This window comes from Oceanisphaera sediminis (assembly GCF_039539745.1).
GTDB classification, from domain to species: domain Bacteria; phylum Pseudomonadota; class Gammaproteobacteria; order Enterobacterales; family Aeromonadaceae; genus Oceanimonas; species Oceanimonas sediminis.
Map to the genome: position 1 here is coordinate 13,513 of NZ_BAABDS010000015.1, position 15,085 is coordinate 28,597.

The 15,085-nt window shown below is 57.5% G+C and carries 15 protein-coding genes and 1 pseudogene; 8 read left to right on the forward strand and 8 right to left on the reverse strand.

Features of this window, described 5'->3' with window-relative positions:
- Positions 1-145 precede the first annotated feature (145 nt).
- Positions 146-397: a YfhL family 4Fe-4S dicluster ferredoxin gene (locus tag ABD827_RS06220; RefSeq protein ID WP_344963338.1), complete on the reverse strand. Its 252-nt coding sequence runs from the start codon at positions 395-397 to the stop codon at positions 146-148.
- Positions 398-565: 168 nt separating this feature from the next.
- On the opposite strand from ABD827_RS06220, the gene pdxH reads away from it, so the two are divergent.
- Together pdxH and ABD827_RS06230 are read left to right on the forward strand one after the other, a co-directional pair.
- Entirely contained in the window at positions 566-1,204 is a 639-nt protein-coding gene (gene pdxH, locus ABD827_RS06225) for a pyridoxamine 5'-phosphate oxidase (RefSeq protein WP_344963340.1), read from the forward strand.
- 11 nt (positions 1,205-1,215) lie between these two features.
- Positions 1,216-1,713, forward strand: a complete 498-nt coding sequence (locus ABD827_RS06230) for a GNAT family N-acetyltransferase (RefSeq protein WP_425567970.1) — start codon at positions 1,216-1,218, stop codon at positions 1,711-1,713.
- Between the two features lie 107 nt (positions 1,714-1,820).
- On the opposite strand, the gene ABD827_RS06235 is transcribed toward ABD827_RS06230, so the two are convergent.
- The 6 genes and pseudogenes from ABD827_RS06235 to rluE form a co-directional block, all read right to left on the reverse strand.
- The gene (locus ABD827_RS06235; protein WP_344963342.1) at positions 1,821-2,963 is read right to left on the reverse strand and encodes a ribosomal protein uL16 3-hydroxylase; all 1,143 of its coding nucleotides are present in this window, start codon (positions 2,961-2,963) and stop codon (positions 1,821-1,823) included.
- A gap of 439 nt (positions 2,964-3,402) precedes the next feature.
- A complete protein-coding gene (purB, locus tag ABD827_RS06240) occupies positions 3,403-4,770 on the reverse strand; it encodes an adenylosuccinate lyase (protein WP_344963344.1) in 1,368 nt (455 codons plus the stop codon).
- A gap of 43 nt (positions 4,771-4,813) precedes the next feature.
- Positions 4,814-5,437, reverse strand: coding sequence for a high frequency lysogenization protein HflD (gene hflD / locus ABD827_RS06245; RefSeq protein ID WP_344963346.1), 624 nt, complete (start codon positions 5,435-5,437; stop codon positions 4,814-4,816).
- A complete protein-coding gene (gene mnmA, locus ABD827_RS06250; protein WP_344963348.1) occupies positions 5,434-6,540 on the reverse strand; it encodes a tRNA 2-thiouridine(34) synthase MnmA in 1,107 nt (368 codons plus the stop codon). The genes hflD and mnmA overlap by 4 nt, the downstream gene beginning before the upstream one ends.
- A gap of 446 nt (positions 6,541-6,986) precedes the next feature.
- Positions 6,987-7,421: an NUDIX hydrolase gene (locus ABD827_RS06255; protein ID WP_344963350.1), complete on the reverse strand. Its 435-nt coding sequence runs from the start codon at positions 7,419-7,421 to the stop codon at positions 6,987-6,989.
- Positions 7,422-7,454: 33 nt separating this feature from the next.
- Positions 7,455-8,066, reverse strand: a pseudogene (gene rluE, locus ABD827_RS06260) (23S rRNA pseudouridine(2457) synthase RluE); the annotation flags it as partial.
- 190 nt (positions 8,067-8,256) lie between these two features.
- On the opposite strand from rluE, the gene icd reads away from it, so the two are divergent.
- The gene (icd, locus tag ABD827_RS06265; RefSeq protein WP_344963352.1) at positions 8,257-9,510 is read left to right on the forward strand and encodes an NADP-dependent isocitrate dehydrogenase; all 1,254 of its coding nucleotides are present in this window, start codon (positions 8,257-8,259) and stop codon (positions 9,508-9,510) included.
- A 236-nt stretch (positions 9,511-9,746) separates the two neighbouring features.
- On the opposite strand, the gene map is transcribed toward icd, so the two are convergent.
- Positions 9,747-10,538, reverse strand: a complete 792-nt coding sequence (gene map / locus ABD827_RS06270) for a type I methionyl aminopeptidase (RefSeq protein WP_344963354.1) — start codon at positions 10,536-10,538, stop codon at positions 9,747-9,749.
- A gap of 379 nt (positions 10,539-10,917) precedes the next feature.
- Here map and rpsB point away from each other — a divergent pair, with 379 nt between their 5' ends.
- The 5 genes from rpsB to uppS all read left to right on the forward strand — a co-directional run bounded on the left by rpsB (position 10,918) and on the right by uppS (position 14,945).
- Complete coding sequence (gene rpsB, locus ABD827_RS06275; RefSeq protein ID WP_204794426.1) at positions 10,918-11,643, forward strand: 30S ribosomal protein S2; 726 nt, start codon at positions 10,918-10,920, stop codon at positions 11,641-11,643.
- Between the two features lie 107 nt (positions 11,644-11,750).
- Positions 11,751-12,629: a translation elongation factor Ts gene (gene tsf, locus ABD827_RS06280; protein ID WP_344963358.1), complete on the forward strand. Its 879-nt coding sequence runs from the start codon at positions 11,751-11,753 to the stop codon at positions 12,627-12,629.
- A 72-nt stretch (positions 12,630-12,701) separates the two neighbouring features.
- The gene (gene pyrH, locus ABD827_RS06285; protein WP_204794428.1) at positions 12,702-13,430 is read left to right on the forward strand and encodes a UMP kinase; all 729 of its coding nucleotides are present in this window, start codon (positions 12,702-12,704) and stop codon (positions 13,428-13,430) included.
- Positions 13,431-13,523: 93 nt separating this feature from the next.
- The gene (gene frr, locus ABD827_RS06290) at positions 13,524-14,081 is read left to right on the forward strand and encodes a ribosome recycling factor (RefSeq protein ID WP_298718201.1); all 558 of its coding nucleotides are present in this window, start codon (positions 13,524-13,526) and stop codon (positions 14,079-14,081) included.
- A gap of 93 nt (positions 14,082-14,174) precedes the next feature.
- Positions 14,175-14,945, forward strand: a complete 771-nt coding sequence (uppS, locus tag ABD827_RS06295) for a polyprenyl diphosphate synthase (protein WP_344963364.1) — start codon at positions 14,175-14,177, stop codon at positions 14,943-14,945.
- Positions 14,946-15,085 lie beyond the last annotated feature (140 nt).

The window sequence follows — 15,085 nt, forward strand, 5'->3', positions numbered from 1 at the left end:
CCGTTTGCAGGTTTGCGCCGCATGAATGGGAATTACGGTTGGTAGGGTCGAATTTATTCGACCTCATCGTTACATGATGGCACGGCTGGTCCATTGAAATGGACCCTACGCGGCGGGCAGATTTGCGGTTTTTGTAGCTGCCAAATCAACCCTGATGGTGCAGCAGCACATATTTGTCCCACAGCTGCTCTTCGGTTTCCCGATGCTCGGGGTGATCGATGATGCAGTCGATGGGACAGACGCTGATGCAGGTGGGCTTGTCATAATGGCCCACACACTCGGTGCATAAATCCGGCGCTATTTCGTAGATCTCGGCGCCAAAGGTGATGGCACCGTTCGGACATTCGGGTTCACACATGTCGCAGTTGATGCATTTGTCGGTGATCAGCAGGGCCATTAAAGTACTCGCAGTAACGGGCAGGACGAAAAAACGGTTCAGGGCCGAATTATATCACCACTGCCCGGTATTCTCAGGTTTCGTGATCCCGCTCTGGCGGCAGCCTTCTTGCCAATCATCCACGCTCAAAGCACAATAGCCTATCCCCGAACTATGAGAGACCTGTCTATGGAACTGGCCGACTACCGGCGGGAATACCTGCAAGGCGGCTTGCGCCGCAAGGATTTGCCGGATAACCCTTTGTCTCTGTTTGAAACCTGGATGCAGCAGGCGATTGCCGCCAACCTGGCCGATCCCACCGCCATGGTGGTGGGCACGGTAGATGAGCGCGGGCAGCCGTATCAGCGCATCGTGCTGCTCAAGCATACCGACGAGCGTGGCTTCGTGTTCTACACCAACATGGGCAGCCGCAAGGCCAGCCAGCTGGCGGGTAATCCGCGTATCAGTCTGCTGTTTCCCTGGCATACGCTGGAACGCCAGGTGCACGTCACCGGTCAGGTGGAGCGTCTGTCGGCACTGGAGGTGATGAAATATTTCAGTAGTCGTCCCAAAGACAGCCAGATCGGTGCCTGGGTCTCGCAGCAGTCATCGCGTATTTCCGCCCGTGGCCTGCTGGAAGCCAAGTTTATGGAAATGAAACAGAAATTTGCCAGTGGCGAGGTGCCGCTGCCGAGCTTCTGGGGTGGCTTCAGAGTAAAATTCGACACCGTTGAGTTCTGGCAGGGTGGCGCCAACCGTCTGCACGACCGTTTTCTGTATCAGCGTGAAGGCGCCGACGGCTGGACCATCGATCGGCTAGCGCCATAGGACCTGTCATCATGCTGATATGCAGAACCGAGCGGCCGGGTGATGGCGACGACATCGACGAGGTAGTTTGTGCCGCCTTCGGTCGGGACGACGAAGCGGATCTGGTATGGGCCCTGCGCGAGCAGGGTGCCATCAGCCTGAGCCAGATTGCCGAATACGAAGGCGCCATCGTCGGCCATCTGGTGATGAGTCCGGTGCTGGTGAACGGCGAGGATATCGGCTGGCTGGGACTGGCGCCGGTCAGCGTCTGGCCCGACTGTCAGCAGCAGGGCGTGGCCTCGGCGATGATTCGGGAAGCACTCGACAGCGCCAACGAGCTCGACTGGGCCGGAGTGGTGGTGCTGGGCGAGCCGGCGTTCTATCAACGCTTCGGCTTTCGGCCTGCCCGCGAGCTGGGCCTGAAATGCGCCTATCCCGAGGCGGGCGATGCCTTCATGGCACTGGCACTCAAGCAACCGGCTCCCACCGGTCTGGTCAGCTACCATCCGGCGTTTGATGACCTGACGTAAATAAAAGGGGTCGGAGTCATTTTTAATAAATGACTCCGACCCCTTTATTCTAATCCCTAATCCCTAATCCCTAATCCCTAATCCCTAATCCCCAATCCCTGATTTTATTATTCGTCTTCCTCGAAGTACCAGTAGCCCTGGTTCACCAGTGGCAGCAGCACTTCCAGCAACGCCTCGGGCTGTTTCAGGCAGGCCACTTCGGGGCCGCAGATCCGGGCCTGATCGCACAGCAGCGCGATGGCGTCGGCATCCGGCTCGTCAAGCTGGTAGCGATCGCCGTCCAGATAAAACACATCCTCACTGCCTTCCATATAGAAGCAGCGGGCACCGGCCAGCCGATACAGATGGTCGCCATGATCCAGGCGCAATACCAGCTCTTCCAGGCTGTAGAGCGGCTCTACCGGCTCCAGATCCAGGTCGTGCTTGGCTTCCGAGATCATTTCGCCAAACCAGTCGGCCATTCGTACCGGATCGTCCAGCAATTCGACCATCAGCGCCTTCACCTGCAGCATCGCCTGATGGTCGATGCGACCGTGGGCCGAGCAGGGTGCCATGGCGGCATCGTCGAAGCGACGGCTATCCGACTCGTGCGCCAGCATGTGATCGGCAAAGCCGGAAATCAGATCCCGTGCATCCGGTGCGCGAAAGCCGATGGAGTAATTGAGCGCCGGGGTCTCGGCATAGCCTTCGTGCGGGCAACCGGGTGGAATATAGAGTACATCGCCGGGCTCCAGCACTTCGTCTATTTCCGCCTCAAAGGCCTCGCAATGACGCAGGGCCCCGTGGGCGGCAAACTGTTTCAGCGTCTGTGGCAGCCCTACGCGCCAGCGGCGGCGACCGTCGCCCTGAATGATAAAGACCCCGTACTGATCGATATGCGGGCCCACGCCGCCACCGGGAGTGGAGAAGCTGACCATCACATCATCGAACCGCCAGCCGGGAATGAAGCGAAAGGCTTCAGCCACATCTTGTACTGCCGGGTGCCACTGGTTGACGGCCTGCACCAGCAGAGTCCAGTCGGTTTCGCCCAGATGATCGTAGCTTTCGAAGGGACCGGTTTCCGCGTTCCAGCGATCATCTGCACGCCAAACCCGGCGTGATTCGATGTGCGGCTCCAGCGCCAGGCCGGCCAGTTCGTCCGGGCTGAGCGGATCTTCAAAACCGGGAAAACCGGCCTTGATAAGCTTGGGCTTGCGTTGCCAGTAGTTGGCCAGAAAGTCGTCGATATCCAGTTTCAGTGCACTGTGCATGGGGACCTGTAATGATGGGGCTAATAGGTTAAGAATAGCGGGCTATTATGCCTAGGCGCAGCAGAGAATGATAGATTTCAGCGGGAAGCGGGAGTTTGTCGTAGGGTCGACTTATTTTAGGCAAGAGTATTCGACCAAAATGGTGGCACGGCCCAAAAGCGGTCGAATAAATTCGACCCTACGAGGCGGCCAGACTTGTGGTTTTTGTAGCTGCCGCTTCAGCTGGCAGGGCCTGCGTAGCAGGGCAATATCTACAACGCTAAATCTGCAGGTTATGTACCGTGCCTGAAAAAACTGGTGTGCCTGCAGGTTTGCGCCGCATAAATGGGCGCCTAAGGGCCTAACGATTGCGCATAACGGGCAAACAAAAACACCGAGCCAACAGGCTCGGTGTTTTGTCTTTAACTTCCAGCTTTCAGCTTAACGCTTCCGGCTGGGTTTACAGCTCGTCGGTCAGCTGAATGGCTTGGCCTATGTAGTTGGCGGGGGTCAGCAGCTTGAGCTGATCCTTCACCGACTCGGGCAGTTCCAGACCGTCGATAAAGGCGCGCATGCCTTCGGCATCCACGCGCTTGCCACGGGTCAGCTCTTTCAGCTTCTCGTAGGGCTTCTCGATGCCGTAGCGACGCATCACGGTTTGTACCGGCTCGGCCAGCACTTCCCAGTTCTGATCCAGATCGGCGGTCAGAGCGGTCGGGTTGGCTTCCAGCTTGCTGATGCCTTTCAGGGTTGCCTGATAGGCGATCAGCGAATAGCCCACGGCCACGCCCAGGTTGCGCAGCACTGTGCTGTCGGTCAGGTCGCGCTGCCAGCGAGACACCGGCAGCTTGGCGGCCAGGTGGTTGAAGATGGCGTTGGCCAGGCCCAGATTGCCTTCGGAGTTTTCGAAGTCGATTGGGTTGACCTTGTGCGGCATGGTGCTGGAGCCGATTTCACCGGCCACGGTTCTCTGCTTGAAGTAACCGACCGAGATATAACCCCAGATGTCGCGATCGAAGTCGAGCAGTATGGTGTTGAAGCGGGCGATGGCGTCGAACAGCTCGGCAATGTAGTCGTGCGGTTCAATCTGGGTGGTGTAGGGGTTGAAGGTCAGCCCCAGACCGGTGACGAAGCGCTCGGCAAAACCGGCCCAGTCCACTTCCGGATAGGCAGACAGGTGGGCGTTGTAGTTGCCCACGGCGCCGTTGATCTTGGCCAGCATTTCTACCGACTTGATCTGCTTGAGCTGACGCTCCAGACGGTAGGCCACGTTGGCCATTTCCTTGCCCAGAGTGGTGGGCGAGGCGGGCTGACCGTGGGTGCGGCTCAGCATGGGTACGTCGCGATACTGGGCGGCCAGGCGCTTGATTTCATCAACCAGCTGCTGGCAATAGGGTACCACCACCTGGTCACGGCCGGCGTTCAGCATCAGCGCATGGGCGTTGTTGTTGATGTCTTCGCTGGTGCAGGCAAAGTGAATGAACTCGCTGACGGCGGCCAGCTCGGGCAGCACTTCCACCTTTTCCTTCAGGAAGTATTCCACCGCTTTCACGTCGTGGTTGGTGGTGCGCTCGATATCCTTGATGCGCTGGCCATCGGCTTCGTTGAAGTCGACGACAATGGCGTCCAGCAGGGCGTTGGCCTCGGCGGACAGGGCGGGCACCTCGGTAATTTCAGCATGGGCGGCCAGCGCCTGCAGCCAGCGTACCTCGACTTCTACACGAAAGCGCAATAAACCAAATTCGGAAAAAATGGCGCGCAGCTCCTGGGTTTTGGTGCCGTAACGGCCATCAACCGGAGAAATAGCCGTTAATGCTGACAATTCCATGAACAAGGACTCCTGAACGTTGGGGGGTAACAATAAAGGATGGTTAATACCGCAATGCCGCCTGGGCCTGAGCCACCAGCCGCTTGCGAGAAAACAGAATATGACGGCGCTTGCCGCCGAGCTGACGCCAGAGTACGGCGCTGCGAATACCGGCCAGCAATAACGCCCGAATCTGGTGCTGCACCAGCGGCTGCTGCAGGTAGCTCGGGTTACCGGCCACCTGAATACGCGGCCCTATGGGGCTGACGATATCGCTGTACACACTGGCCATATTGGCCAGCACCTGCTCGTCGAGTAGCTCGAAGTGGTGCAGCTGGCGCTTTACCTGATTGATGCGCTCGCCCAGCATCGACATCAGGTCGCGGCGCTTGGCCAGCTTGCGCTCCAGCGCGACAATGCCGACCAGATAACGGGTCAGCTCGGCGTTCTTGCGGCTGCTGTTGTTGTCGAGCTGATCGATCAATGTCTGATAGCCCAGGCCGAGCTTGTCATGGCCACCGTAAATATCTACCGATTGTTCGGCGTCGGTGACCAGAATGCTGTTGAGAGTGGCTTCGAACAGGCTCTTATCGTCGATGCTGCCCTCACGGGCGACCTTTTGCACCAGACTGGCGGCCTGGCAGATGCCGGCAAAGGCCAGGGTTTGGTTTTCGAGGCTGTGACTCACGCGTGCTCCTGACTGAAACGGGTTTCGATAATACCGCCGCCGAGGCAGGTGTCGCCATGGTAGAACACGGCGGACTGGCCCGGCGTAACCGCCGCCTGCGGCTGGTCGAAGGTGACCTTGATGGTGTCGTCATCCAGCGGCTCGACCAGGCAGGGGATATCGGTCTGACGATAACGGGTCTTGATGGTACAGCGAAAGGCGTCCTTGACGGGCATGCGATCCACCCAGTGCAACTGACGGGCAATCAGACCGTGGGAATACAGGCGCGAATGATCACCCTGAGCCACCACCAGCACATTGCGATCCAGCTCTTTATCGACCACGTACCAGGGCTCGTCGCTGGCATTTTTCAGGCCGCCGATGCCGAGGCCCTTGCGCTGACCCAGGGTGTGATACATCAGCCCCTGGTGTTCACCGATCACCACGCCATCCACCGTTTCAATTTTGCCGGGCTGGGCGGGCAGGTAGCGGGCCAGAAAATCGGTGAACTTGCGCTCGCCGATAAAGCAGATACCGGTAGAATCTTTCTTCTTGGCGGTGACCAGCTCCAGCTGCTCGGCGATGCGGCGCACCTCCGGCTTTTCCAGCTCACCCACCGGAAACAGGCTCTTGGCTACCTGCTGCGAACTCAGGGTGTAGAGGAAGTAGCTCTGATCCTTGTTGCCGTCCAGGCCGCGCAGCATGCGGGGCTGCTCGTCGAAGCTGCGGCGCACGTAGTGACCGGTAGCGATATAGTCGGCGCCCAGATCTTCGGCGGCAAACTCCAGGAAGGCCTTGAACTTGATTTCCTTGTTGCACAGGATATCGGGATTAGGCGTGCGCCCGGCCTTGTATTCCGCCAGAAAATGCTCGAACACATTGTCCCAGTATTCGGCGGCAAAGTTGATGGTGTGCAGTTCGATGCCGAGCTTGTCACACACCGCCTGGGCGTCACGCAGATCCTCGGCGGCGGAGCAATACTCGTCGGTGTCGTCTTCTTCCCAGTTTTTCATGAACAGGCCTTCCACCTGATAGCCCTGCTGCTGCAGCAACCAGGCCGAAACCGAAGAATCCACACCGCCGGACATGCCGACAATCACTTTTAGCTGACTGTTATCGCTCATCACTCGCCGTTACCTGTATGCAAAACGGCCAGCATTTTACCAGACAAATGCCGCCAGCGGGAGGGAAAGAAAGCCATAAGCGGGAAGCAAGTAGCTGGAAGCGGGAAGAAAAATACAGAGCGCAGTTGTAATGTACGTCACGACGGCCCCGCAGGTCCGTCATGCCGGGCCCAATACTCCGTCATGCCGGGCTTGACCCGGTATCTCATGCAGAAAACACCAGATCCTGACGTTCGTCAGGATGACGGGCTTTCTGGTTCGTCAGTCGTAGGGTCGAATTTATTCGACCGGTTGTGTTACACATGGGTATGGGTTGGTCCAATGAATTGGACCCTACAAGGCAGGCAGTTCCGTAGGTTGGGATGAGCGGAGCGAATCCCAACGATCAGCAGGCAGCCTCTACAGCGGGGGGCAACTCCGACCCCTTTTTCTTCCGTTTCCCGATTCTAACCTTGTTGCTTCAAGGCACTTAACGGAAAACGCTGTCCGGCCAGGTAATCGCGAAACGAGGCCAAAATCAGCGGGCTGCGCAGCTGATCGCCGAGGGCTTCAATTTCGGCCAGGGTCAGCCAGTGGCAGCGAATGATATCGCCGTCCGGATCCTGCGGCTGGGTGGCCAGCGGCTCCGGTACCTCGGTGCAAAAGGTGAAGCGCACAAAATGGGTGCCGTTGTCCGGCGCCTCAAATTGATAGATGGCCACCGCCTGCTCCAGCGGCAGAGTTAGGCCGGTTTCTTCCTGCAGTTCGCGGCGGGCACCGTCGAGCAGGGTTTCGCCGGGTTCCAGATGGCCGGCGGGCTGGTTGAACATCACCCGGCCCTGCTGCCATTCTTCCACCATTAAAAACCGATCACCGGCACGCACGATCACCGCCAGGGTCACCGCAAAGGGTCACCGCAAAGGGATGATGGCTCATAACTTTCTCCATTGGCCCGAGGGCAGGTTATCCAGGGTCCAGTCACCGATGGCGTAACGGATCAGCCGCAGGGTAGGAAAGCCGATATGGGCGGTCATGCGCCGCACCTGACGGTTGCGCCCCTCGATGATCTGGATTTCCAGCCAGCTGGTCGGAATATTCTGCCGCTCGCGAATAGGCGGGGTACGCGGCCAGATATCCGGGGCATCCATCAGCCGTACCCGAGCGGGCAGGGTAGGGCCATCCTTCAGCGTTACGCCCCGGCGCAAGGGCTCCAGCTCCGCCTCGGTGGGGGCGCCTTCTACCTGCACCCAGTAGGTCTTGGCGGTTTTGCGGCCGGGTTGAGTCAGGCGGGCATTAAGGGCGCCGTCGTTGGTCAGCAGCAGCAGGCCTTCACTGTCCCGGTCCAGCCGGCCGGCGGCATAAACGCCGGGCACCTTCACAAAATCGGCCAGGGTCTGGCGGCCATCGCCGTCGGTAAACTGGCACAGCACCATATAGGGCTTGTTGAACAGCAGCGTGGTCGGCGGCCGGGCGGGCGCCGGTTTAGGCTTAACTCTGGCCGGCTTGGGCCTGGGACCTGATGCGGGCCGTGGTTTTCTGGCTTTCATGCGAAACGTCTTGATAAACAGGGGCTTCAGCATAACAAAATCCGCTGTTGTCGGCTAACGGGCAGCACGGTCGAACTGTGATCGGCTCAATATCTATCGCCGTTTTTTTGTCCTATGCTGCCGAGGCTGCCTGAGGAAGAGGGCAAGCTGTGCGTAGAACACCGCCATCAATAACAAGCAGGAGAACACGATGACTTCACAGGTAACGGTGCCGGCAGAAGGGCAAAAAATCACCCTGGATAACACCGGCAAGCTGCAGGTACCCCACCATCCCATTATTCCCTTTATCGAAGGCGACGGCATCGGCGTGGATGTGACCCCGGCGATGAAGCTGGTGGTCGATGCCGCCGTGGCCAAGGCGTATCAGGGCGAGCGGCAGATCAGCTGGATGGAAATCTATACCGGCGAGAAGTCGACCCATGTTTACGGTGAAAACACCTGGCTGCCGGAAGAAACACTCGAGCTTATTCGTGATTACCATGTGGCCATCAAGGGGCCGCTCACTACCCCGGTGGGCGGCGGCATTCGTTCGCTCAACGTGGCGCTGCGCCAGCAACTGGATCTGTATGTGTGTCTGCGTCCGGTGCGTTATTACCAGGGCACCCCGAGCCCGGTAAAGCAGCCCGAGCTGACCGACATGGTGATCTTTCGCGAGAACAGCGAAGACATCTATGCGGGTATCGAATGGCAGGCCGGCAGCCCCGAAGCCCAGAAGGTGATCGACTTTCTGCGCAACGACATGGGCGTGCAGAAAATCCGCTTTCCCGAAGATTGCGGCATCGGCATCAAGCCGACCTCCAAGGCCGGTACCCAGCGCCTGGTGCGTGCCGCCCTGCAGTATGCCATCGATAACGACCGCGACTCCCTGACCCTGGTGCACAAGGGCAACATCATGAAGTTCACCGAAGGTGCCTTCAAAGACTGGGGTTATGCGCTGGCGCGAGAAGAATTCGGTGCCGAATTGATTGACGGCGGCCCCTGGTGTTCGTTCAAAAATCCCAACACCGGCAAGGAAATTGTGGTCAAGGACGTGATTGCCGACGCCTTCCTGCAGCAAATACTGCTGCGCCCGGCGGAATATGATGTCATTGCCTGCATGAACCTGAACGGCGACTATATCTCCGATGCGCTGGCGGCCCAGGTGGGCGGCATCGGCATCGCCCCCGGCGCCAATATCGGCGACGGCGTGGCCCTGTTTGAAGCCACCCACGGCACCGCACCCAAGTACGCGGGGCAAGACAAGGTCAACCCGGGGTCGCTTATCCTCTCCGCCGAGATGATGCTGCGCCACCTGGGCTGGACCGAGGCGGCGGATCTTATCGTCAAGGGCATGGAAGGGGCGATTGCCAACAAGACGGTCACCTACGACTTTGAGCGGCAAATGGACGGTGCTACCCTGCGCAGCTGCTCCGAATTTGCCGAAGACATAGTGACGCAGATGTAAAAGGCTCAATGTTCGTCGAACGATCGTAGGGTCGATTTCAATCGACCAAGAGGGAATCGCAGAATTAAAGTCGGTCGAATAAATTCGACCCTACGACATCTGTAGGTTCCGATTTATACGGTGCAAACCATTAGGTAGTGCAATACCAACAAAAACGGCGCTGTATCAACAGCGCCGTTTTTTATTCTGCAGGGCAGAGTTTGTCGACGGAAGGGGCCGCGACAGCTTGCCGGAGTTTAGCTGCCAGCCTTGATAACCCGCGGCAGTCTGTCGTCTTTGCGCAGGGTCAGTACTTCGCAGCCGTCTTCGGTTACCAGCAGGGTGTGCTCGTACTGGGCCGAGAGGCTGCGGTCTTTGGTCACCACGGTCCAGCCGTCGCCCAGCATCTTGCTCTGGCGTTTGCCGGCGTTGATCATCGGCTCTATGGTCAGGCACATGCCTGCTTGCAGTACTTCACCGGTGCCCGGTTTGCCGTAATGCAGTACCTGCGGCTCTTCGTGGAACTCGGCACCGATGCCGTGGCCACAATATTCCCGCACTACCGAATAGTTGTGCGCCTCGGCGTGCTGCTGAATGGCGGCACCGATGTCGCCCAGGTGTACTCCGTGCTTCACCATCTTGATGCCCAGCTCCAGGCATTCCTGGGTTACCCGGCACAGGCGTTCGGCCATGATGCCGGGCTTCCCGACCATGAACATTTTTGAAGTATCACCGTGGTAGCCATCCTTGATCACCGTGATATCGATATTGATGATGTCGCCTTCCTTGAGCTTCTTGTCCGCCGGAATGCCGTGGCAGATCACGTGGTTTACCGAGGTACAGATCGACTTGGGAAAACCGTGATAGTTCAGCGGCGCCGGAATCGCCTGCTGCTCGTTCACGATATAGTCATGGCAGATCTGGTTCAGCTGGTCGGTGGTCACGCCGGCTTGCACGTGCGGTTCAATCATTTCCAGCACGTCTGCGGCCAGGCGACCGGCTACGCGCATTTTTTCTATTTCTTCCGGGGTTTTTATGACTATGCTCATCAAACTCGTCTCTGTGGGTGGGCGTCCGGTTCAGGGCTGCGTTGTCTTGCAGGGCGGCTATCGGCTATGCCAATAAGGAAGGCCGATAAGGATGGCCGACAAAAGGACAAAAAGTGTAACGCCAAGTGCCGCTAAGTTCCACCAGTAGTCAAGCCGTAGCCAGGCTGCAGACGAATAACGGCAACGCTGGTGCAGGGGCCGGTTTTATGGTATAAAGCGCGCCGTGATAGTTGCATCTGCGGGCATGCCTGCAGATTTATCCATCACACACATTCACCTTCTTAATACACACACACATCGGCACATGCTCCAGGGTGCCTTCGGGTCGGAGTCATGGGATGTGTGGAGGCCTAACCCAATACACTTATTTGAGGAAATCATGGCACAAGTATCTATGCGCGACATGCTGAAAGCCGGCGTTCACTTTGGTCACCAGACTCGTTACTGGAACCCCAAGATGAAGCCGTTCATTTTCGGCGCCAGCAACCGGGTTCACATCATCAACCTGGAAAAAACCGTTCCCATGTTCAACGATGCGTTGAACTATCTGGGCAACGTGGCTTCCAAGAAGGGTAAAATCCTGTTTGTTGGTACCAAGCGCGCAGCCTCTGAAGCCGTCAAAGAAGCCGCTACCAAGTGTGATCAGTTCTACGTCAACCATCGCTGGTTGGGTGGCATGCTGACCAACTGGAAGACTGTACGTCAATCCATCAGCCGCCTGAAAGAGCTGGAAAGCCAGGCTCAAGACGGTACCTTCGACAAGCTGACCAAGAAAGAGGCGCTGATGCGTACTCGCGAAATGGAAAAGCTGGAGAAGTCCCTGGGCGGTATCAAGGACATGGGCGGTCTGCCCGACGTATTGTTCGTAGTAGACGCTGACCACGAGCACATCGCTATCAAGGAAGCCAACAACCTGGGCATTCCGGTAGTATCGATTGTTGACACCAACTCTAACCCGGACAACATCGATTACATCATTCCCGGTAACGATGACGCTATCCGTGCCGTCCAGCTGTACCTGAATGCCGCTGCCGACGCCGTGATTGCTGCCCGTGCGCAAGACTTGGCCGTGCAAGCCGAAGACAACTACGTCGTAGAAGAGTAATAAAGTCGAAGCCTAGGCTTCAGCCTTTATTAACCATACGAAAGTAATGGGTTAACAGGGGCCTTGTGCCCCTGTTTTCTTGTAGACCAAGATCGAGGAAATTAGACATGGCAACGATTACCGCCGCCCTGGTAAAAGAACTGCGTGAGCGCACTGGCGCTGGCATGATGGATTGTAAAAAAGCCCTGACCGAAGCCAATGGCGACATTGAACTGGCCATCGAAGAGATGCGCAAGTCCGGTCAGGCCAAAGCCGCCAAGAAAGCCGGCCGTATTGCCGCAGAAGGTATCATCCTGCAGCGTCAGGCTGGCAACACCGCCGTGATGATCGAGCTGAACAGCGAAACCGACTTTGTCGCCAAAGACGCCGGTTTCCGCGCCTTCGGTGACAAGATTGTCGACATTGCGCTGGCAAACAAAATCAACGACCTGGACGCCCTGAAGGCGGCCGAGTATGAAAATGGCGAAAGCGTCGAGCTGACTCTGACCAACCTGATCGCCAAGATCGGTGAAAACATGAGCCTGCGTCGTATCGTGCTGGTGGAAGGTGACAACCTGACCACTTACCTGCACGGCACCCGCATCGGCGTTATCGCCAACCTGAAAGGCGGTGACGAAGAAGTGGCCAAAGACGTGGCAATGCACGTTGCTGCTTCCAACCCGCAGTTCGTCAAGCCCGAAGATGTGTCTGAAGAAGTCGTGGCCAAAGAGCGCGAAATTCAGGTCGACATCGCCGTCAACTCCGGCAAGCCGAAAGAAATCGCCGAGAAGATGGTTGAAGGTCGCATGAAGAAGTTCACCGGTGAAATCTCTCTGACCGGTCAGCCCTTCGTTAAGGATCCTTCTATCTCTGTTGCCGAGCGCCTCAAGCAGGCCGGCGCCGATGCCATCGGTTTTGTCCGCTTTGAAGTGGGTGAAGGCATCGAGAAGAAAGAAGAAGATTTCGCTGCCGAAGTTCAGGCACAAATCGCTGCTTCCAAGGGTTAATTCCCGCCGTTGTTAGTGCTATCCAGACCGCGACTTGTGTCGCGGTCTTTCTATGACCAGGAATAGAAAAGCATGAGTACCAATCCTAAACCCGCATACAGACGCATTCTTCTTAAACTGAGCGGCGAAGCGCTGCAAGGTGAAGAAGGCTTTGGTATTGACCCCGCCGTACTCGAACGTATGGCTCAGGAAATCAAAGAACTGGTTGAACTGGGTGTTCAGGTCGGCCTGGTGATTGGCGGCGGCAACCTGTTTCGCGGTGCGGGCCTGGCCCAGGCGGGTATGAACCGCGTGGTGGGCGACCACATGGGTATGTTGGCCACCGTGATGAATGGGCTGGCCATGCGCGATGCCCTGCACCGTGCTTATGTGAATGCCCGTCTGATGTCTGCTATTACTCTGGAAGGCGTGTGCGACCCTTATAACTGGGCCGATGCCATCAGCTTGCTGCGCAAGGGCCGCGTGGTGATTTTCTCTGCCGGTACCGGCAATCCTTTCTTCACCACCGATTCTGCCGCCTGTTTGCGTGGCATTGAAATTGAAGCCGACGTAGTATTGAAGGCCACCAAGGTGGACGGCGTCTACAGTGAAGATCCGATGAAAAACCCGGATGCCGAGCTGTACAGTCAGCTGGATTATGATGATGTACTGGATCGCGAACTCAAGGTGATGGATCTGGCCGCCTTTACCCTGGCCCGGGATCATAACCTGCCGGTTCGAGTGTTCAACATGAACAAGCCGGGTGCGTTGCGCCGTGCCGTGATGGGGGAAACCGAAGGCACCCTCATCAGCCGGAAATAATTAGCAGGTGAGGGGTGAAGGGTAAAAGGGGTGAGGTGTTTTACTCCTCACGCCTGACATCTCACCCCTTACGATAAAACAAGGATATAAACCGTGATTAACGAGATTAAGAACGACGCCAACACGCGGATGGAAAAGAGCCTTGAGTCACTCAAGGGCCAGATGAACAAGGTTCGTACCGGCCGGGCGCATCCCAGCCTGCTGGACACCATTTATGTGGATTACTACGGTGCGGCTACCCCGCTGAAGCAGGTAGGCAACATCACCACCGAAGACTCCCGTACCCTGGCGGTGACGGTATTCGATCGCACCATGATCAAGGCGGTAGAAAAGGCCATCATGAGTTCCGATCTGGGTCTTAACCCGTCCAGCACCGGCACCATGATCCGCATTCCGTTGCCGTCACTGACCGAAGAGCGTCGTAAAGACCTGATCAAGGTCGTACGTCACGAAGCCGAGCAGGGCCGGGTGGCCATTCGCAATATCCGTCGCGACGCCAACGGTGACTTCAAGGCACTGTTGAAAGAAAAGGAAATTTCCGAAGACGACGATCGTCGTGCTCAGGACGACATCCAGAAACTGACCGATCTCTATATCAAAAAGATAGACGAAGCCCTCGCCGTCAAAGAGAAAGAGTTAATGGAAATCTGATACTTACATCAGGTATAGTAGCCGACGCCGTGTAGCTTGCCTGCACGGCGTTTGTCTTTGTGCAGGAGTGATTTAATGCCAGCGAGCCAAACAATGGCAGCATTCGACGACCCATCTCAGCTACCCCGTCATGTCGCCATCATCATGGACGGCAACGGCCGCTGGGCCGAACAACGGGGCAAGTTCCGGGTCAGCGGGCACAAGGCCGGTGTAAAATCGGTGCGTGCCGCCGTCAGTTTTGCCTATCGGCTCAAGCTGGATGCCCTGACCCTGTTCGCCTTCTCCAGCGAAAACTGGCGCAGGCCAGAAGATGAAGTTAGTGCCCTGATGAGTCTCTTTATTGCCGTGCTCGGCTCGGAGGTTCGCAAGCTGCACCGCAACAACATTCGCCTGCGGGTGATCGGCGATCACCGCGGTTTCAGCGAGCATCTGCAACGCAAAATTGCCGATGCCGAAGCGCTTACCGCCGCCAATACCGGGCTGACCCTCAATATTGCCGCCAACTACGGTGGCCGCTGGGACATCACCCAGGCCTGTCGCCGTGCAGCCGAGCAGGTGGCAGCCGGTAAACTCGACCCCGCCGACATCACCGAGCACCAGCTGGGAAGCCTGATGACCATGGCCGACCTGGCGCAGGTCGACTTGCTGGTCCGCACCGGTGGCGAGCAGCGTATCAGCAACTTTCTGCTGTGGCAGCTGGCCTACGCCGAGCTGCACTTCACCCCTGTACTCTGGCCCGACTTCGACGAAGCCGCTTTCAGTGAGGCGATTGCCGCCTTTGTGGCACGGGAACGCCGCTTCGGCTGCACCGGCGCACAAATTCGCGCCTTGGCAGAAGGGCGGGGAATAGGGAATAGGGATTAGGGACTGGGGATTAGGGAATAGGGATTAGGGAATAGTTTTGCTCCCTCCCCTTGGGCTCGGCTCTGGTATCTTGCTGCAGACTACACAAGATCCTGACTTTCGTCAGGATGACGGTGTAGTCGGAATGTTCGTCAGCGTAG